We start from the raw sequence: 18,052 nt of genomic DNA, 5'->3' as shown, positions 1-18,052 counted from the left end.
TATCCCATTCACCCCTCCCGTTTAAATACGCACTTTCTTCGGCACATATTTCATATTTTACCTTGTTTCATTCACGCAAAATATCTACAAAGGGATAAACGCAAAAACAAAAAACCTTTAATTTCATGAAGATAAAAACACAACAAACACAGAGTGAATTTTATATGCAGATATTTGAATTTTCCGCGCTCTTTACGAGGTGCTCGCAGCAAATAAAAAGTCACGGCCAGGCTCCGCGCTGAATAATCTGTTTGTTGTTCCAGATCATGGCATCGCGTCTGTTCCGCTTGCCGGGCCAGACTACAGGCAGTGTTGCCTCTTCACCTCTTATATGGATATGCACGAATTGCGCATCTTGGCCGGCCAATTTTCAACTGGCCGGCACTGGGGCTTTTTCAAACTTTTTTCATTAGTTGAATTTATTTCAGCAGCTTGCGTCACAAGCCGGCTCGGCTTAACTCAGAAAGTGATCAGGATCACACCTGTTATGTCACCAAGGAGATAGCCATGAAGATGAAGTCACTGCTGCTGCTTTCTGCCCTGCTGCTGCCCATGACCCCGGCACTGGTCCATGCGGAGGGTGCCCCTGCCATGCCATTGGTGGTGTGCCATGTCGATCAGGCCCCCCAGATGCTGGTACCCGCCTACGTGTGTCAGTGGCACGGCGGCAGTCAGCACTACTGAGCGAAACCCCGGGAGGAGGTCTTCTCCTCCTGGCTTGTCATGGCCCAACCCCCTCCTATACTCAATGCAGCTGTTTTTCATAGGGATAGGAGACGGTCATGATCCTGCTGGTCGGTGGTGAGAAAGGAGGGAGCGGCAAGAGTTGTCTGGCCCAGAATCTGGCGGTCTACCTCAGAACCCAGTTTCACGGCGAAGTACTGTTGGTGGACTGCGATCCGCAGCGCACCACCTCGGACTGGATCCAGGAGCGCAACGACAATCCGGATCTGCCCCAGATAAACTGCGTCCAGCTCTACGGCAACATCCGCAACGATCTGCTCAGCCTGAAGAACCGCTATGACTACCTGATCGTCGACTGTGGCGGCCAGGACAACCGGGCACTGCGTTCCACCATGGCCGTCGCCACCCATGCCCTGATCCCGCTGCGTCCCAAGCGTCGCGATCTCAAGACTCTGCCGCACATGGAAGACCTCATCACCACCTGCAAGATGGTCAACCCGACCTTGCGGGCTGCCGTAGTACTGACCCAATGCCCCGCCCTGCCCAACCAGGCGAAGCGGATACTGGAAGCCAAGGAGGTCTGCTCTTCCTTCGGTGTCGACGTGCTCAATTCCATCACCTATGGCCGCAACGTCTACGACGACAGCGAGGAGAAGGGATTGTCGGTGATGGAGATAGAGCCGGATGGCAAGTCTGCCGAAGAGATCCGCGCCATCGCCAAGGAGTTTCTGGAGCTGGGGGTATGAGATGGGACTTGCCGACCTGAAGAAGAAACACAATCTGCATCACCAGAAGAAGTTCACCATAGACGAGTTCATCGAGGACGCGGATTTTTATGCCAAGGGCAAGCCCAAGGTCGTCAGCCTGGAGCTGACTCTGCATCGGGACGAGGCTCTGACCGCACTCGCCTTCATCGAGAGCGGTGAACATCTCAAACCCAGCTTCAAGAAAGCCACCTTCTCGCTCAGCACCACAGCCATCGATGAGCTTGGCAACCTGACCCAGCAGGACGGCATGAACAAGTCCCTGCTGCTGCGGTTGTTTACCCACTACTTCTCCTCCCTGAGCCCGGAAGAACGCCAGACCATCTATGAGCGGCTGCAGGCACACAACTGACGCTATCTTCCTCCAGCCATGCTTCGTTGCCAGCAGGCTCTTATCTGCTCGCCTCCCCCTTTCTGAATCACAGTTGAACAAAGTGTAAGACATTCGCCATAGACGATGTAGGTAAAGCGCCATAAAAGATCCCGCGATAGTCGGAAGATAAGATCGTAAAACATGAACAAAAAACACCTATACCAATGAAATTAAAGGATAAATATTGAAACAAGTTTCCTTCGTAACGAGATACGTAAAAACGTTTTTCACTCTGCCGTTGTCCCGCCCCATGAAATCCTTATAGTTACTCCTGCACGGACGCAATGAAGTCGGTCAGGAAGACTGGCTGCCAGGGTTGGGCAAATGGACTCACCACAGGATGTGGTAAAGGACACCTCCCAGGACGGAGAAAGTGCGACGGGAATGGATGACTCGTCAGGCCATGATGGCTAAAGGACACCCCAAAGGATTGGGAAGGGGAAACCTAAAGGAAGAGGTATAGTCAGGGATTGCAGGGAGCAACTTCGTTCAAGGATATGAGCGATAAGACTATCGGGGGCGACGCAAGTCGCCCCCATCTTTTTTGGCCATTTTTACCCCGGCCTACCTTTCTATCTGCTCATTCCAGCCGGAAGTGCCCCACAATCTCCCGCAGCCTGTCATAGGTCTGCTGCATCGAGCCGGCACTGGCCACCGTCGCCTCGCCGTTGTGGGTCAGCTGGCGGATCACCTCGGCAATGGCGCTCATGTTGCGATTGATCTCCTCGGCTACCGCGCTCTGCTGCTCCGCAGCCGTGGCGATATGGCTGATGAGATCGTTGATCTCCACTACCTCGCCCGCCATCAGATCCAGTGACTCGTTGACCCGAGTGGTGTTCTCGGCGGCGCCCTGACAACTCTGCTTGGTATTGCTCATGGCATTCACCACGGTCCGGGTCCCCTGCTGCAGGCTGGCCAGCATGGTCTGGATCTCCGCCGTACTCTGCTGGGTACGGGCGGCGAGTGAACGCACCTCGTCGGCCACCACCGCAAAACCGCGCCCCTGCTCGCCAGCACGGGCTGCCTCGATGGCGGCGTTGAGGGCCAGCAGGTTGGTCTGCTCGGCTATGCTGCCGATGACCCCGAGCACCGAGCCAATCTGCTGCACATCCTGCTGCATCGCCTCGATGGAGCGGGCAGTGGCTTCCACCTCATGCACCAGCGCCATCACGCTGGCCATGGCCTGATCGACCACCTGACGGGACTGGCTCGCCAGTTGCTGGCTCTGGCCGGTGAGTTGGGCCGTGCTGGCCGCGCTCTCCGAGACAGAGACTGCGGTGCGACTCATCTCGTTGATGGCGGTCACCACCAGCTCGGTCTCCCGCACGTGATCCGCCAGCAGGGACTGGGCGGCTCCGGTCTGGCTGGCCAGACCCTCGATACCGCTGTTGAGCTGGCCGCTGGCCTGCCGTACCTCGTTCATCATCTCCTGCAGCCGCTCGATAAAGCGGTTGATACCGGCTGAAATCTGGCCAAGGTCATCGGTGCTGGTTACCGCCAGCCGACGGGTCAGGTCGCCGCTGCCACGGGAGAGCTCCAGCACCAGGTCCCGCAGCGAGAGAATCGGACGATAGGCCACATTGAGCGCCAGCACGGCGAGCACCATCACCACCACGGCCACCCCGAGCAGCGCCATGATGATCTGGCCGTTGAGTGCCTGGGTCATGGTGCGGATGTAATCGAGATCTATGTAGCCGGTCAGGATCCAGCTGCTGCCGCGAATATCCAGCGAATTGGGGCGCGCTTCGCTCTCTCCCTGCGGCTTGCTGCTGTAGAGCTCATTGCCCTGGCCATCGGCCAACGAGAAGTAGCGCCCCTCGCCACTGACGCTGGCCAGCAGGTTCTTGAACTCGCTCATGTCGAGGTAATAAAGGTAGGCAGAGTCGGCACCGCGCGGCACCAGAATCGAGATGACGGGCTTGCCATCCACCTGCTGCAGCGGACTGACGGTGATCTGGTTGTTGGCGGCTGGGATAAGTTTGCGCAGGGCATCGACCTTACTGCTGTCGTTGATGACGCCGCTCACGTCGAACGCCATGTCGCCGATCACCTTGACGATGTTGTGAAAGCCAGTCTCTTCCAGCGTCTTCTTGACGTTGGTCACCCCGAAGTTGAGGTTGGCTGCCAGCAGGATTTTATGATTGATGTCGCCGGCCAGCTTCTCTTTGACCAGGGAGATCTGTTCGTTGATGTTCTTGGTCGCCTGGGTGCGGATGTAGGCGCTGATGAAGTGATTGACGCTGAACCAGGCGGTACCGATGGTGACCAGGATGGCCAGCAGCAACAGAACGTAAATCTTGACCTTGAATGGCATGGGATCCCTCCAGAAGAGAGGGCTGACACTGCCAGCCCTCCCTGCCAATCGTTATTTCTTCTTGGCGTACTTCATGGAGTCCAGTGCCACCGCCAGAATGATGATGCCGCCCTTGATGATGAACTGCCAATAAGGGCTGACGCCGATATAGGTCAAACCATAGTTGATCAACGTGAAGATGAGCACGCCGGTGATCACCCCTGCAACCGTACCCACGCCACCCGCAAACGACACCCCGCCCACCACGCAGGCGGCGATGGCATCGAGCTCGTACATGAAGCCCAGGTTGTTGGTGGCGCTGCCGATCCGGCCCGCTTCCAGCATACCGCCGAAGGCGTAGAAGACCCCCGCCAGCGCATAGATCATCACCAGATTGACCGCCACGTTGACACCGGAGACCTTGGCCGCTTCCGGGTTGCCGCCGATGGCGAAGATGTTCTTGCCAAAGCGGGTCTTGTTCCACAGTACCCAGACGAACACGCTGGCGATGGCGGCGTAGAAGGTCAGATAGGATAGCTTGAAGCCACCCAGCTTGATGAACCCCTGCGCGAAACTGGAGAAACGGGGGTCAAAACCGGCCACCGGCGAAGCCCCTACCGAGTCAAAGTAGAGGGAGTTGATGCCGTAGACGATGATCATGGTGCCCAGGGTGGTAATGAACGGGGTGACGTTCAGATAGGCCACGATGAGGCCGTTGACCAGGCCAATCAGGGCCCCCACTGCGCACACCAGCAGGATCACCACCGGGATGGGCACCTCGCCCAGGCTTGGGAACACCTTGTTGACGTTGGTCAGCGCCTGCAGCATGGTCGCCGCGATAAGCGCCGCCAAGCCGACCTGACGACCGGCCGAGAGATCCGTCCCCTGGGTGATGATGATGCCAGCCACCCCGAGCGCGATAATGACCCGCACCGAAGACTGGGTCAGGATGTTGCTGAAGTTGGTGAGACTCAGGAAGGAGGGTTCCTTGATCACGATGATCATGAGCAGCACCAGCAGCACCACGTAGATGCCGTTCTCCTTGAGTGCCCGCATCAGATTGAAATTTTTAGCCGACTCCATAAATGTCTTCCTGTCTCTAGAGGTACAGAGATGCCAGGCGCAGTATCTCGCTCTGGTCAGTTTCTTTGGTATTGACGATCCCGGCGACCCGGCCATTGCTCATCACCATGATGCGATCCGTGATGCCGAGCAGTTCGGGCATTTCCGACGAGATGATGATGATGCCCTTGTCCTTCTTCGCCAGCTCCAGGATGAGCTGATAGATCTCGAACTTGGCCCCCACGTCGATGCCGCGGGTCGGTTCGTCCAGCATCAGGATCTCCGGCTGGGTCAGCAGCCAGCGGCCGATGATCACCTTCTGCTGGTTGCCCCCGGAGAGGGAGCCGATCTGGGTCTGCTGGGTCGGCGTCTTGACCCGCATGGAGTCGATGACCCACTGGGTGTCGCTCTTCATCTTGTTGTCACTGAGCAGCCCCATGGAGCCCTTGTAGTTGTCCATGTTGGCGATCAGGGAGTTGAAGGCGATGTCGAGGCGCGAATAGATGCCGGTGGAGCGACGCTCCTCGGTCACCAGTGCAAAACCGTTGCGGATCGCCTCGTGGGCGTTGTGGTTGGCCACCTCTTTGCCGTGCAGCTTGATGGAACCCTCGCTGCGGTCGCGGATGCCGAACAGGGTCTCGACGATGTCGGTACGCTTGGCCCCCACCAGTCCGGCGATGCCGAGGATCTCCCCCTTGTGCAGGTTGAAGGTGATGTCCTGGATGGAGGGTTGGTTCTTCGCCGTCAGGTGCTCGACTTCGAGGATCACCTCTTTCGGCTGGTTGGTCTTCTCCGGGAAGCGCTGGGTCAACTCACGACCGACCATCATGCCGATGATCTGATCCATGGTCATGCCCTTGAGCGGCTGGGTCGCCACCCACTGGCCATCCCGCAATATGGTGATCTCGTCACACAGCTGGAAGATCTCTTCCATCTTGTGGGAGATGTAGACGATGCCGCAGCCCTTCTCCTTGAGCTTGTTGATGATCTTGAAGAGGTGGCTCACCTCTTTCTCGGTCAGCGAGGAGGTGGGCTCGTCCATGATGACGATCTTGGCGTCATAGGAGAACGCCTTGGCGATCTCGATCATCTGCATCTGGGAGACGGAGAGGGTACCGACCTTGACCCGCGGGTCGATGTCGATGTCCAGCTCGTCGAAGATATGCTTGGTGTCCTGATACATCTTGCCGTGGTCGACGAACAGCCCCTTGGTGGGATAGCGGCCGAGCCACATGTTGTCCATCACGGAGCGCTGCAATACCAGGTTCAGCTCCTGATGCACCATGGAGACACCGTTCTCCAGCGCCTCCTTGGAGGAGGTGAAGTTGATCTCCTGCCCCTTGAAGAAGATCTTGCCCTCATCCTTCTCGTAAATGCCGAACAAGCACTTGAGCAGCGTCGATTTTCCTGCCCCGTTCTCGCCCATCAACGCATGCACAGAATGAGGACGGACCCGTAAATTGACATTATCGAGTGCCTTGACGCCAGGAAAGCTCTTACTGACGCCAATCATCTCCAACAGCCATTCTGATTGTTGCTGTGTTGTCATATCAGCCATCACATCTGGTTGAAAAAAGGGCAAGGGATCTCCCTTGCCCTGGAGGAGGGAATTATTCGAATTTGGACAGGTTGTCTGCATCTACGCCGACGTAGGGAACACGCACGACCTTGTTGACGATGTTCCAGCTGGTGCCTTCACCAGCCGGTTTGCCTTCAGCCAGGTTCTTGGTCAGCTCGTAGGTTGCCTTGGCCTGGTTGGCGGCATCGTTCAGCACGGTACCGGCCATGGCACCGCTTTTGACCAGCGCCAGCGCTTCAGGCAGTGCGTCCACGCCGAACACCGGGATGGCGGTCTTGCCCTGAGCCTTCAGCGACTCCACGGCGCCCATCGCCATGCCATCGTTGTTGGCGATGACCACTTCGATCTTGTTGGCGTTCGGGCCGGAGATCCAGGCGTCCATCTTGTCCTTGGCCATGGCGGTATCCCACATACCGGTATCCATGTGCAGCTGCTCTGTCTTGATGCCGCCATCGTTCAGGGTCTTGATGACGTAGGTGGTACGGGCTTCGGCATCCGGGTGACCCGGCTCGCCCTTCAGCAGCACGTACTGGATGACGCCATCCTTGTTGAGATCCCAGGCCGGGTTGGCTTTCCAGTGCTTGGCGATCAGCTGACCCTGGATGATGCCAGACTCCTTGGAATCGGTACCCACGTAGTAGGCCTTGTCATAGCTGGCCAGATCGGCGGCATTGGGCTCCTTGTTGTAGAACACCACGGGCACGTCCTCGCCACGGGCTTTCTCGATCACGACCGGGGCCGCCGCCGGGTCAACCAGGTTGATGGCCAGCGCCTTCACCCCCTTGGCCAGCAGCACGTCGATCTGGTCGTTCTGCTTGGACTGGTCATTCTGGGAGTCGTTCATCAGCAGCTCCACCCCCGGATTGGCAGCCGCTTCCTTCTCGATTGCCTTGCGCACTACCGCCATGAAGTTGTCGTCGTATTTGTAGACGGTCACCCCGATACGGGTTTCGGCATGGGCGGTGGCTCCTGCCATCAGGCTCATCAGTACGGCGGCAATGGTCGTGATCTTTTTCATTGTTATGCTCCGATCTCTCTATCTGTTTTTGTAGGGAATGCTGTACACCAAGTGAACTGGCGCCAGCCTAATGTAATCAGTTTGTTGTATGTCGTTCTGTGATCATGACAACAAAATGAAAACGTTTACACTCTGTTACATAGCAACAAATCAATTAAAAATCATATAGTTATGTTTAACTGGTGACACTAAGGCTCTGAACGGGACTCTTTCTTGTTAAGCAATCGCTCAGGTTCAGCGTAGAACACAGTTCCAATAGTAGCTGCCTGGTTGCAGCCAATATTCCGGTCGTACGCTCTGGCTCCAGGAGTCATCGCCCCCAATCCCCATATGAAAACCATCCAGACAGAGATGGAGCCCGCCTGCGGCCACCAGATCGGTCTGGTGACGAGCCTGGGTCAGCTGCTGCTGGCTGAAACGGCTCAGGCTGAAATGAAACAACCCCTCGACCTCGATGGAGCCGAATCGCAGCTGACGGGTGTCACAGTGCAGCCCGTTGTCGGTCGGGAACACATACGCGGTGTGCAGCGCATCGAGCGGCGACTGCCAGCGACCGAGGTCGGCAGCCAGCAGGCGATCCGGATAGTTCTCGTGCGGACCACGCCCCAGCCAGCTCACCTCCTCCCCTACCGCCAGCACCTCGTCGGCCAGCCAGAGCCGGGCGCCGATGCGCGGCAGGGAGGGCATCTCGGCTGCCACCTCCACCTCGATGGCGAGGTGCATGGCCCCATCCTGATCGAAGGTGTGGCGCCAGCAAGTCAGCAGCTTGAGCGCCTCGCCGACGAAGTAGCCGTGACGCACCGTCACAACCCCTTGGTCAGGACTCACTACCAGCTCGAGGCAGCGATGCTGCAACTCATTGAGCCCGGCCGCCTGCCAGCGGGCGATCCAGGCGTTGGGATCGGCGTGGTCCGCCTCGCTGGTGCCGATGTCGTTATCGAGCGGCGCCCGATAGAAGTGATCGGCGATGGCCTCCTTCAGCTGCTCGCGCCCCAGCTTGTGCCAGCTGTGGATGCGGCCGCTGGCCTTGTCCAGCCGCCACTCGCTATTGGCCGCCCGGATCTGCCAGCCATCCGCCAGCTCGATAAAGGTGGCCGGTGTGCGGGCGATGGGCAGCGCCAGCGGCGCGGGCAACATGCATTGCTGGCGCGCCACCACGTGACCGGCCGCTGACCAGGGCGTGGCGGCGGGCTGCACGATGGCGAGGTCCAGCCAGGCGAGCGCCCCCGGCGCAAAGGTCGGCAACCGCTCCAGCAGGGTCAGCGTCACACTCCCCTGCGGCGCCAGGGTGAGTGGGCATTCACCCTGGCTCACCACCACGCCGTCTTCACACAGCCGCCACTGCAGCCGCTCGTTATCCGTCTCGCGAAACAGGTACTCGCTGCGGATCTCGACCGTCAGCGGCTGGCGGTGTTGCAAGGTCAGCACGAACGGCTGCTGGGCACGTTTTGCCTCAAACAGGGCGGGATGGGGGGTACGGTCGGGGAAAACCAGACCGTTGCAGCAGAACTGGCGATCATTCGGGGTATCGCCGAAATCACCGCCATAGGCCCAGAAGTGGCGGCCGTCATCGGTCAGCTTGTCCAATCCCTGATCGACCCAATCCCAGACGAAGCCACCCTGCAACCGCGGATGATCGCGAAATGCCTGCCAGTAGTGGGCATAGCCCCCCAGGCTGTTGCCCATTGCGTGGGCGTATTCACACAGGATCAGCGGGCGGCTCTCCCCCGGCAGGCCGATCCACTTGGCCAGCGCCCACTTGGGCACCGCCGGGAAGGGTTGATCCTGATGGGTGCGGGCATACATGGGGCAAATGATGTCGGTGGCCGGCGTATCGGCCCCACCCCCTTCGTATTGCACCGGGCGGCTCGGATCCGACTGCTTGACCCAGCCATACATGGCATCGTGGGCCGGGCCGTAACCCGACTCGTTGCCAAGGGACCAGATGATGATGCTGGGGTGGTTGAAGTCGCGGGCCACCATGCGGGTCACCCGCTCCAGGAAGGCGTTGCTCCAGGCGGGATCCCGCGCCAGCCGCCCCATGGGAGTCATCCCGTGGGTCTCCAGGTTCGCCTCGTCCACCACATAGAGGCCGAGCCGGTCGCACAGCCGATAAAGCTCGGGGTGATTGGGGTAGTGGGAGCAGCGCACCGCGTTGAAGTTGTGCTGCTTCATCAAGAGCAGATCCTGCTCGATGGCGGCGGGGGTCACCACGTGCCCCGTTGCGGGGTGATGCTCGTGGCGGTTGGCGCCACGGATCAGCAGCGGCTGACCGTTGACCCGCAGCAGGCCGCCACGGATCTCCACCGCCCGAAAGCCCACGTCACAGGCTTCGCTCTCGATGGGTTCCCCCTGCTCGTCCAGCAGGGTCAGGATGAGGCGATAAAGGTGGGGGGTCTCGGCGCTCCATTTGCGCGGGGTCGCCACCTCGAGCCAGCACTCGGCACGATCGTCATACGCCCCTTTCTCGTCAATGGCTTGCGTGCCGATCGGCTGGCACAGGGTCGCCACCCGCTCGCCGCCGTCATAGAGATTGGCTTCTACCGAGAGGCCAGCCGCATTGGCTACCTGCAATGCGATCTTGAGGCGGGCATCCCGGTAGCAGGCGTCGAGCTCGGGCGTTACCCGGATATCCATCAGATGACGAGCCGGTTTGTGCAGCAGGCTGACGGAGCGGAAGATGCCGCTCATGCGCCACATGTCCTGATCTTCCAGATAGGAGCCGTCGGACCAGCGCAGCACCAGCACTGCCAACCGGTTGTCACCACGGCAGAGGAAAGAGGTCAGGTCAAATTCGGCAGGCAGCCGGCTGTCCTGGGAGTAACCGACCCAGCGACCGTTGCAGAAGAGGTGAAAAGCGCTGTCCACCCCGTCGAAGATGATCCGGGTCTGACCGCTGGCAAGCCAGTCGGCTGGCACGCTGAACTCGCGGGAATAGCAGCCGGTGGGATTCTCGGCCGGCACCCGCGGTGGATCGCACGGGAAGGGATACTTGATGTTGGTGTAGATGGGCACGTCGGTGACAGGCCGCAACCCTGGGTAGGCCGCATCCAGCTGCCAGTTGCCCGGCACCTGGATGGGACAGGCATCCGGCAGATCCTGCGCCAGCCACTGCTCCGGCACCCGCTCGGGCGCCGCGAAGAAGGAGAAGCGCCATTCCCCATCCAGCAGGGTGCGCGATGGCGAGGCGTGATCATCCCGCGCAGCTGCTTCGTTGCGCCAGCTGAACAAGGGGGTATGGGCGGGCAACCGATTCACTGCGGTAATCGCCTGGGTCTGCCAGTCCTGACGGGCCACTATCTCCCTGAGCATTCGTCTCTCTCCCTGCATGAACGCCGAAAACGTATGCAGTGTAGGGGAGATTTGCCCGGTGATCGGCGATCCCGCTCACACAGATGTAAACGATTACACTGAATTTGTTAAGTAAAACAGGGTAAAAATGCGCTAAATGCAGGTAAAAGACCAAGGCTCCGGATCGAGCGCCTCAAAAACGGCGATCCGGAGCGATAAACGGAGGTAAATGAAAGGGATCAGCTTCGAACGGGCGCCACCGAGTGGCGGTTGATCAGAGTCGGGGTGTAAATGCGGCTCTGTACCACCTCGCTTTCCCCCGCAGCCAGCTGCAGGGCCAGCTTGGCCGCCTGGGCTGCCATCAGTTCAACCGGGTAGCGCATGGTGGAGAGTTTGGGGCGCAGGTATCTGGCATAGATGATGTCATCGAAACCCACCACCGACACCTCCTCCGGCACCTTGAGGCCGTTGTCCGCCAGCACCGAGATGGCCCCCGCCGCCATGGCATCGTTGTAGGCCACCACGGCCGTGATGGGCAGCCCCTTGGCCAGCAGGTTGAGCATGGCCCGCTCGCCACCCTCCTCGTTGGGCATGCCGCTCTCCACCAGCTCGGGGTCGGCGCGCACGCCCGCCTCGGCCAGCGCATCCTGATAGCCCTGCAGCCGCAGGATGGCATCCTCGATGGCGTGATCGGAGCTCAGGAAGGCGATGTGACGGTGGCCCAGCTCCAGCAGATGCCGGGTCGCCGTGGCGGCCCCCTGCCGGTTGTTGAGGGCGATGCAGCGCCCTTTGAGTGCCGGGATGTCGCGGTTGATCAGCACCATGCCGGGTACCCGCAGAGCGTAGTCGATCAGCTCCTCGTCGCTTAGCGCCTTGCTGTGCACCACCAGCGCCTCGCAGCGCTTGCCGATCAGCAGCTCGATGGATTCGCGCTCCTGCCGTGCCGTGTGAAAACCATTACCCATCAGCAGGTGCAGCCCCTGTTCCACCGCCACCGCGGCGACCCCCTTGACCAGGGCGCCGAAGAAGGGATCCGCCACATCGCCCACCAGCACTCCCATGGTGTCGCAGGTCTGGCTGACCAGCGCCCGTGCGTTGGCATTGGGGGTGTAGCCCAGTTCGGCCATGGCTTTCAGCACCACCTCGCGGGAGGCGGCGCTGGCCTTGGGTGAGTTGTTCATCACCCGTGAAACCGTTGCCACCGATACGTTGGCCAAACGGGCGACATCCTTGATGGTACTCATGCTGTTTTCACTTATTTCACGGTTCGGGACTAGGCCATTATACCGAGCAATGTCACTGATAACAGGGGGAAAAACCATATTGCTGAAATGATGACCACCCAAACAAGTGTAATCGTTTACACATATTTGTTAGCCAGTTCACAGTTTGCCCGCCAGCCCCTCGGCTAGACTCCTTCACAGGCTTTTTCTGAGCGTGGAGATGAGGATGAAAGTACTGGTCACCGGCGGCTGCGGTTACATCGGCAGCCATACCTGCCTGGCACTGCAGGCGGCCGGCATGGAGCCCGTGGTGGTGGACAACCTCTGCAACAGCAAGGCGGGCGTGCTGACCCGTATCGCTGCCATCAGCGGACGCGAGCCCCGCTTCTATCGGGGGGACATCCGTGACCCGCTCCTGCTGGATCGCATCTTCAGCGAGCAAAAGATCGATGCCGTGATCCACTTCGCCGCCCTCAAGGCGGTCGGCGAGTCCACCCGCATCCCCCTCGACTACTACGAGAACAACCTGAGCGGCACCCTGGTATTGCTGCAGGCGATGAAGCGGGCCGGCGTCCACAACCTGGTGTTCAGCTCGTCGGCCACCGTCTACGGTGACCCGGCCAGCACGCCCATCCGGGAAGATTTCCCGCGCAGTGCCACCAACCCCTACGGCCGATCCAAGCTGATCATCGAAGAGATCCTCGAGGATCTGCAGCGGGCTGAGCCGCACTGGAGCATGACCCTGCTGCGCTACTTCAACCCGGTCGGTGCCCACGAGTCGGGCACCATGGGGGAAGATCCCCAGGGGATCCCCAACAACCTGATGCCGTTTTTGACCCAGGTCGCCATCGGCCGGCGCGACTGCCTCTCGGTCTTTGGTAACGATTACCCCACCGTCGACGGCACCGGCGTGCGCGACTACATCCACGTGATGGATCTGGCCGAGGGGCACGTCAAGGCGTTGCAGCACTGCGCCAGCAAGGGTGGCGTGCACGTCTACAACCTGGGTACGGGCCAGGGCCAGAGCGTTCTGCAGATGGTGGCGGCGTTCGAGGCGGCCAGCAGTCGCCCCTTGCCCTACCGCATCGAGCCAAGACGCCCGGGCGACATCGCCGAATGCTGGGCCGATCCCGCCAGGGCCGAGCGCGAGCTGGGCTGGCGTGCCCGGCGGGATCTGGCCGCCATGTGCGCCGACAGCTGGCGCTGGCAATCCGCCAACCCGCAGGGGTACGAGGCGTGATGTCCGTTTTGCTCCCTTCTCCCGTTGTGGGGGAAGGGCCACAGATGAGGGGCGCACCCGCCCTCATCCCTGCCCGCAATTCCTTTTATTGAGCTTGAGGAGTGATGATGTTCAACCCGGTTGATCACCCCCACCGTCGTTTCAACCCGCTGACCGGCCAATACGTGCTGGTCTCCCCTCATAGAGCCAAGCGCCCCTGGCAGGGCCAGGTCGAGAAGGTGAGCCAGGCACCGAGCCAGGCCCATGACCCCGACTGCTTCCTCTGTGCCGGCAACAAGCGCGTCACCGGTGACCAGAATCCCGACTATCGGGATACCTTCGTCTTTACCAACGACTTCGCTGCCCTGATGCAGGACACCCCGGCCGCCAGTGGCGAGCAGGATCCCCTGCTCAAGCTGGAAGCCGCCCGTGGCACCAGCCGGGTCATCTGCTTCTCGCCGGATCACGGCAAAACCCTGCCCGAGCTACCCCTGCCCGCCATCGAGCAGGTGATCACCACCTGGATGGAGCAGGTGACCGAGCTGTCGGCCCAGTGGGAGTGGGTGCAGGTGTTTGAAAACAAGGGCGCCGTCATGGGCTGCTCCAACCCGCATCCCCACGGTCAGCTGTGGGGCAGCGACTTCCTGCCCAATGAAATTGCCCGCGAAGAGCAGCACCAGCGCGCCTGGCTGGCGGAGCACGGCCGCCCGCTGCTGGTCGACTACGTGGAGCGGGAGCTGCTGGATCGCTCCCGCATCGTGGTGGAGACCGAACACTGGCTGGCGGTAGTGCCCTTCTGGGCGGCCTGGCCGTTCGAAACCCTGCTGCTGCCCAAGCGCCATGTCCCCTCTCTGCTCGACCTCACCCCCGAGCTGCAGCAGGATCTGGCCATCGCGCTCAAGGAGCTCACCAGCCGTTACGACAACCTGTTCGAGTGCAGCTTTCCCTACTCCATGGGCTGGCACTTTGCGCCGCCCCGCTCCGACTGCCCAGAGGCGTGGCAACTGCATGCCCACTTCTATCCGCCCCTGCTGCGCTCCGCCACGGTGCGCAAATTCATGGTGGGCTTCGAGATGCTGGCCGAGACCCAGCGCGACCTGACCCCGGAGCAAGCCGCGGAGCGCCTGCGTACCCTTTCCCCCGTTCATTACAAAGCCAATGAGGTGACCCCATGACCCCGAGCCAGCGCGTCAGCGCCGTCTTTGCCGAGCAGTTTGAGCAACAACCCGACCTGCTGGTGCGGGCCCCCGGCCGCGTCAACCTCATCGGCGAGCACACCGACTACAACGACGGCTTCGTGCTGCCCTGCGCCATCGACTACGAGACCTGCGTCGCCATCGGCCTGCGCGATGACAGCCTGGTGCACGTGGTCGCCGCCGACTACGGCAACCAGCGCGACCTGTTCGATCTCGGCCAGCCCATCAATCATCATGCCGACCAGCGCTGGAGCGACTACATCCGCGGGGTGGTGAAGTACCTGCAGGAGCGCGGCTATCCCCTGCGCGGCCTCAATCTGGTGGTCTCCGGCAACGTGCCGCAGGGGGCCGGCCTCTCCTCTTCCGCCTCGCTGGAGGTGGCCATCGGCCAGGCCTTCAAGGAGGCGCTGGGGCTCACCATCAGCCAGGCCGAGATTGCCCTCAACGGCCAGCAGGCGGAGAACCAGTTCGTCGGCTGCAACTGCGGCATCATGGACCAGATGATCTCCGCCAGCGGCAAACAGGATCACGCCCTGCTGCTCGACTGCCGTTCGCTGGAGACCCGCCTCATCCCCATGCCCACCGATCTGGCGGTGCTGATCGTCAACTCCAACGTCCGTCGCGGCCTGGTGGACAGCGAATACAACACCCGTCGTCAGCAGTGCGAAGCAGCCGCTCGTCACTACGGGGTCAAGGCGCTGCGCGATCTCGATCTGGCGGCGCTGGAAGCGGGCAAGGCCGGGCTGGACGAGGTCTGCTATCGCCGTGCCCGTCACGTGGTGGGTGACAACAGCCGCACCCTGGCCGCTGCCGATGCGTTGGCGCAGGGGGATCTGGTGCGCCTCGGCGAGCTGATGGCCGACTCCCACGCCGCCATGCGCGACGACTTCGAAATCACCGTGCCCGCCATCGACGGTCTGGTGGAGATCATCAAGGCCAGGATCGGTACCGAGGGCGGCGTGCGGATGACTGGTGGCGGCTTTGGTGGCTGCGTGGTCGCCCTGTTGCGCCCGGAGAAGGTGGCCGAGGTGATCGCCGCGGTCGATGCCGAGTACCCGGCCCGCTTCGGCCTCAAGGCCGACAGCTACGTCTGCCGCGCCAGCGCGGGGGCGGGAAAACTATGAGCCCATGTATGATGCAGGCCTGCCGGATCGGCAACACAGGTGCAGGCAGACTATGAACGACGCCATGATCCCGTTCGAACTGGAAAACGAGGAGGGGCTGCGCCTGCGCGGCCTCGACTTCGGCGCCACCCTCACCTCCCTCACCCTGCCGGTGGCGGGTGGGCGCCGTGAAGTGCTGCTGGGCTGCGCCGATGAGGCCTATCCCGCTCAACAGGTGTGGCTGGGGGCGGTGGCGGGGCGCTTTGCCAACCGCATCGGCAACGCCGAGCTGCTGCGCGACGGCCAGCGCTGGCCGCTGGATGCCAACCAGCCCCCTCACTGCCTGCACGGCGGACGGGCGGGGTTTCATCGCCAGCACTGGCAGATCAAGGAGCGGGAGGCGGACCGGGTCAGACTGACCCTGCTCTCCCGTAGCGGGGATCAGGGCTTTCCCGGCAACCTGCGGGTCATGCTGGAGTACCGGCTGGAGCAGTGCGATCTGGTGGTGGATTGCGTCGCCAGCACGGATGCCGCGACCCCGGTCAGCCTCACCAGCCACACCTACTTCAATCTCGACGACAACCCGGACGGTGGCGATGTGCGCGACCACCTCATCCACCTCAACGCCGACCGTTTCCTGCCCACCGACCAAAGCGGTCTGCCGCTCGCGATCACACCGGTGGAGGGGCCGTTCGATCTGCGCCGCGAACGCCTGATCGGACAAGATTGGCTGAGCCACCCCCAGCAGCAACAGGCCAAGGGGTACGATCACGCCTTTGTGCTCAACGGGCCGAGCGCCGAGTGGGCGGCGCGGGTGGTCTCGGGGGATCGTCAGCTGGCGATGGAGGTCTACACCAACCAGCCTTCGCTGCAGTTCTACAGCGGCAACTGGCTGGCCAATACACCGGCACGCGATGGCCGGCTCCATCGGGATCACGCCGGCTTCTGTCTGGAGGCCCAGCAGCTGCCGGACAGCCCCAACCGGCCCGAGCTGGGCGATCCCTGGCTGTTGCCGGGGCAGACCTATCGCCATCAGACCCGTTACCGCTTTATCGCTGCCAGCTGACCCCGGCCCCCTCTTCTCCCGCGCAGACATGCCGAGCGAAGAGGGCTCGGGGTCACCCATCACATCCGCTCGCACACAAGTCCACGCAAGGAGTCGTTATGGATGATCACTACCTCGCCGCCCCCGACCGCTACCAGCGCCAGCCCTATCGACCCGCCGGTCGCCACGGTCTGCGCCTGCCCGGCATAGCTCTCGGCCTCTGGCACAACTTCGGCGCCGAGTGCGATCCCGCCACCGCGAAAGCCATGGTGCACCAGGCGTTCGATCTGGGTATCACCCACTTCGATCTGGCCAACAACTACGGGCCGCCGCCGGGGTCGGCCGAGATCACCTTCGGCAAGCTGCTCAAGAGGAGCCTGGCTCCCTATCGAGACGAGCTCATCATCGCCAGCAAGGCGGGATACATCATGTGGGATGGCCCCTACGGCGACGGCGGCAGCGCCAAATATCTGTTTGCCAGCCTGCACCAGAGCCTGCGCCGGCTCGGCCTCGACTATGTGGACATCTTCTATCACCACAGGCCGGATCCGCGCACCCCGCTGGAGGAGACCTGCCAGGCGCTGGCGCTGATGGTGCGTCAGGGCAAGGCGCTCTACGTCGGCCTCTCCAACTACCCGGCCCCGCTCGCTGCGCAGGCCGCCGCCCGGCTGGCGGAGCTGGGCACCCCCTGTCTGGTCAACCAGCTCAAATACTCCCTGTTCCAGCGCGACATCGAGGCTGAAACCCTGCCGGTCTGCCGCGAGCACGGCATGGGGGTGGTCGCCTTCTCCCCGCTGGCGGGCGGACTGCTGAGCGATCGCTACCTGGCGGGCATTCCGGCAGATTCGCGCGCCGCCAGTGCCAGCCCCTTTCTCAAGCCCGAGCAGATCACCGCCGACAAGCTGGCCACCATCCGCGCCCTGCAAGCGCTGGCGCAGCAACGGGGCCAGCCGCTGTCACAACTGGCGCTGCAGTGGGTCCTGCGCGACTCTGTGGTGAGCTGCGCCCTGCTCGGAGCCAGCAGCCCGCAGCAGATTGTCAGCGCGGTGGAGGCCCAGGCCCAGCCCCCGCTGGATGCGGCGCTGCTGCAGCAAATCGAGGGGATCCTGGCCGGTCAGGGTCCCGCCTGATCGGGGGCGCTGAGCGCAGAACGCCATGCGAGTCCGAATGAAAACCAATGACCTCGCCGTCGATCCCGCTGG

At 61.6% G+C, this 18,052-nt stretch carries 14 protein-coding genes; 8 read left to right on the top strand and 6 right to left on the bottom strand.

Translation table 11 applies throughout. The features are described from left to right. Positions 1-507: 507 nt before the first annotated feature. The 3 genes from BN1143_RS21820 to BN1143_RS06880 all read left to right on the top strand — a co-directional run bounded on the left by BN1143_RS21820 (position 508) and on the right by BN1143_RS06880 (position 1,800). Positions 508-684 carry a hypothetical protein gene (locus BN1143_RS21820; RefSeq protein ID WP_005306477.1) on the top strand — a complete coding sequence of 59 codons (177 nt, stop codon included), beginning with the start codon at positions 508-510 and terminating at the stop codon, positions 682-684. A gap of 98 nt (positions 685-782) precedes the next feature. Continuing rightward, positions 783-1,430, top strand: a complete 648-nt coding sequence (locus BN1143_RS06885; protein ID WP_005306480.1) for a nucleotide-binding protein — start codon at positions 783-785, stop codon at positions 1,428-1,430. A gap of 1 nt (position 1,431) precedes the next feature. Further along, positions 1,432-1,800 carry a hypothetical protein gene (locus BN1143_RS06880; protein ID WP_005306483.1) on the top strand — a complete coding sequence of 123 codons (369 nt, stop codon included), beginning with the start codon at positions 1,432-1,434 and terminating at the stop codon, positions 1,798-1,800. Between the two features lie 601 nt (positions 1,801-2,401). Here the strand turns inward: BN1143_RS06880 and BN1143_RS06875 are convergent. The 6 genes from BN1143_RS06875 to BN1143_RS06850 form a co-directional block, all read right to left on the bottom strand. Continuing rightward, positions 2,402-4,135: a methyl-accepting chemotaxis protein gene (locus tag BN1143_RS06875; RefSeq protein WP_042050103.1), complete on the bottom strand. Its 1,734-nt coding sequence runs from the start codon at positions 4,133-4,135 to the stop codon at positions 2,402-2,404. Positions 4,136-4,186: 51 nt separating this feature from the next. Further along, positions 4,187-5,197 (bottom strand): galactose/methyl galactoside ABC transporter permease MglC, encoded by a 1,011-nt coding sequence (gene mglC / locus BN1143_RS06870; protein ID WP_005306488.1) that lies wholly within the window; start codon positions 5,195-5,197, stop codon positions 4,187-4,189. Positions 5,198-5,213: 16 nt separating this feature from the next. Next, positions 5,214-6,734, bottom strand: coding sequence for a galactose/methyl galactoside ABC transporter ATP-binding protein MglA (gene mglA, locus BN1143_RS06865; protein ID WP_042050101.1), 1,521 nt, complete (start codon positions 6,732-6,734; stop codon positions 5,214-5,216). Between the two features lie 52 nt (positions 6,735-6,786). Next, positions 6,787-7,773 (bottom strand): galactose/glucose ABC transporter substrate-binding protein MglB, encoded by a 987-nt coding sequence (gene mglB / locus BN1143_RS06860; RefSeq protein ID WP_017781207.1) that lies wholly within the window; start codon positions 7,771-7,773, stop codon positions 6,787-6,789. Between the two features lie 234 nt (positions 7,774-8,007). Beyond that, complete coding sequence (locus tag BN1143_RS06855) at positions 8,008-11,085, bottom strand: beta-galactosidase (RefSeq protein WP_042050100.1); 3,078 nt, start codon at positions 11,083-11,085, stop codon at positions 8,008-8,010. Positions 11,086-11,303: 218 nt separating this feature from the next. Next, complete coding sequence (locus tag BN1143_RS06850) at positions 11,304-12,308, bottom strand: substrate-binding domain-containing protein (protein WP_017764831.1); 1,005 nt, start codon at positions 12,306-12,308, stop codon at positions 11,304-11,306. 205 nt (positions 12,309-12,513) lie between these two features. Here BN1143_RS06850 and galE point away from each other — a divergent pair, with 205 nt between their 5' ends. The 5 genes from galE to BN1143_RS06825 all read left to right on the top strand — a co-directional run bounded on the left by galE (position 12,514) and on the right by BN1143_RS06825 (position 17,980). Further along, positions 12,514-13,527, top strand: coding sequence for a UDP-glucose 4-epimerase GalE (gene galE, locus BN1143_RS06845; protein WP_042050099.1), 1,014 nt, complete (start codon positions 12,514-12,516; stop codon positions 13,525-13,527). Positions 13,528-13,634: 107 nt separating this feature from the next. Further along, a complete protein-coding gene (locus BN1143_RS06840; RefSeq protein WP_042050098.1) occupies positions 13,635-14,681 on the top strand; it encodes a UDP-glucose--hexose-1-phosphate uridylyltransferase in 1,047 nt (348 codons plus the stop codon). After that, positions 14,678-15,826 (top strand): galactokinase, encoded by a 1,149-nt coding sequence (gene galK / locus BN1143_RS06835; RefSeq protein ID WP_005306510.1) that lies wholly within the window; start codon positions 14,678-14,680, stop codon positions 15,824-15,826. Before BN1143_RS06840 ends, galK begins: the two co-directional genes overlap by 4 nt. A gap of 52 nt (positions 15,827-15,878) precedes the next feature. Next, complete coding sequence (gene galM / locus BN1143_RS06830) at positions 15,879-16,871, top strand: galactose-1-epimerase (RefSeq protein WP_042050097.1); 993 nt, start codon at positions 15,879-15,881, stop codon at positions 16,869-16,871. 98 nt (positions 16,872-16,969) lie between these two features. Then, on the top strand, positions 16,970-17,980 hold the full coding sequence (locus tag BN1143_RS06825; protein ID WP_042050096.1) for an aldo/keto reductase: 1,011 nt from the start codon (positions 16,970-16,972) through the stop codon (positions 17,978-17,980). The last annotated feature ends 72 nt before the right edge of the window (positions 17,981-18,052 follow it).

The organism is Aeromonas dhakensis (genome assembly GCF_000820305.1).
GTDB lineage: Bacteria > Pseudomonadota > Gammaproteobacteria > Enterobacterales > Aeromonadaceae > Aeromonas > Aeromonas dhakensis.
Note: the sequence above shows the minus strand (reverse complement) of the source record. Positions and strands in the feature narration are given on the sequence as shown.

What these genes read in the sequence shown, in the direction of transcription:
- BN1143_RS21820 (WP_005306477.1), top strand. Translation starts at nt 508, where the DNA reads ATGAAGATGAAGTCACTGCTGCTGCTTTCTGCCCTGCTGCTGCCCATG.
- BN1143_RS06880 (WP_005306483.1), top strand. Translation starts at nt 1,432, where the DNA reads ATGGGACTTGCCGACCTGAAGAAGAAACACAATCTGCATCACCAGAAG.
- BN1143_RS06875 (WP_042050103.1), bottom strand. Translation starts at nt 4,135, where the DNA reads ATGCCATTCAAGGTCAAGATTTACGTTCTGTTGCTGCTGGCCATCCTG.
- BN1143_RS06855 (WP_042050100.1), bottom strand. Translation starts at nt 11,085, where the DNA reads ATGCTCAGGGAGATAGTGGCCCGTCAGGACTGGCAGACCCAGGCGATT.
- galE (WP_042050099.1), top strand. Translation starts at nt 12,514, where the DNA reads ATGAAAGTACTGGTCACCGGCGGCTGCGGTTACATCGGCAGCCATACC.
- galK (WP_005306510.1), top strand. Translation starts at nt 14,678, where the DNA reads ATGACCCCGAGCCAGCGCGTCAGCGCCGTCTTTGCCGAGCAGTTTGAG.
- galM (WP_042050097.1), top strand. Translation starts at nt 15,879, where the DNA reads ATGAACGACGCCATGATCCCGTTCGAACTGGAAAACGAGGAGGGGCTG.
- BN1143_RS06885 (WP_005306480.1), top strand. Translation starts at nt 783, where the DNA reads ATGATCCTGCTGGTCGGTGGTGAGAAAGGAGGGAGCGGCAAGAGTTGT.
- BN1143_RS06825 (WP_042050096.1), top strand. Translation starts at nt 16,970, where the DNA reads ATGGATGATCACTACCTCGCCGCCCCCGACCGCTACCAGCGCCAGCCC.
- BN1143_RS06840 (WP_042050098.1), top strand. Translation starts at nt 13,635, where the DNA reads ATGTTCAACCCGGTTGATCACCCCCACCGTCGTTTCAACCCGCTGACC.
- mglA (WP_042050101.1), bottom strand. Translation starts at nt 6,734, where the DNA reads ATGGCTGATATGACAACACAGCAACAATCAGAATGGCTGTTGGAGATG.
- BN1143_RS06850 (WP_017764831.1), bottom strand. Translation starts at nt 12,308, where the DNA reads ATGAGTACCATCAAGGATGTCGCCCGTTTGGCCAACGTATCGGTGGCA.
- mglB (WP_017781207.1), bottom strand. Translation starts at nt 7,773, where the DNA reads ATGAAAAAGATCACGACCATTGCCGCCGTACTGATGAGCCTGATGGCA.
- mglC (WP_005306488.1), bottom strand. Translation starts at nt 5,197, where the DNA reads ATGGAGTCGGCTAAAAATTTCAATCTGATGCGGGCACTCAAGGAGAAC.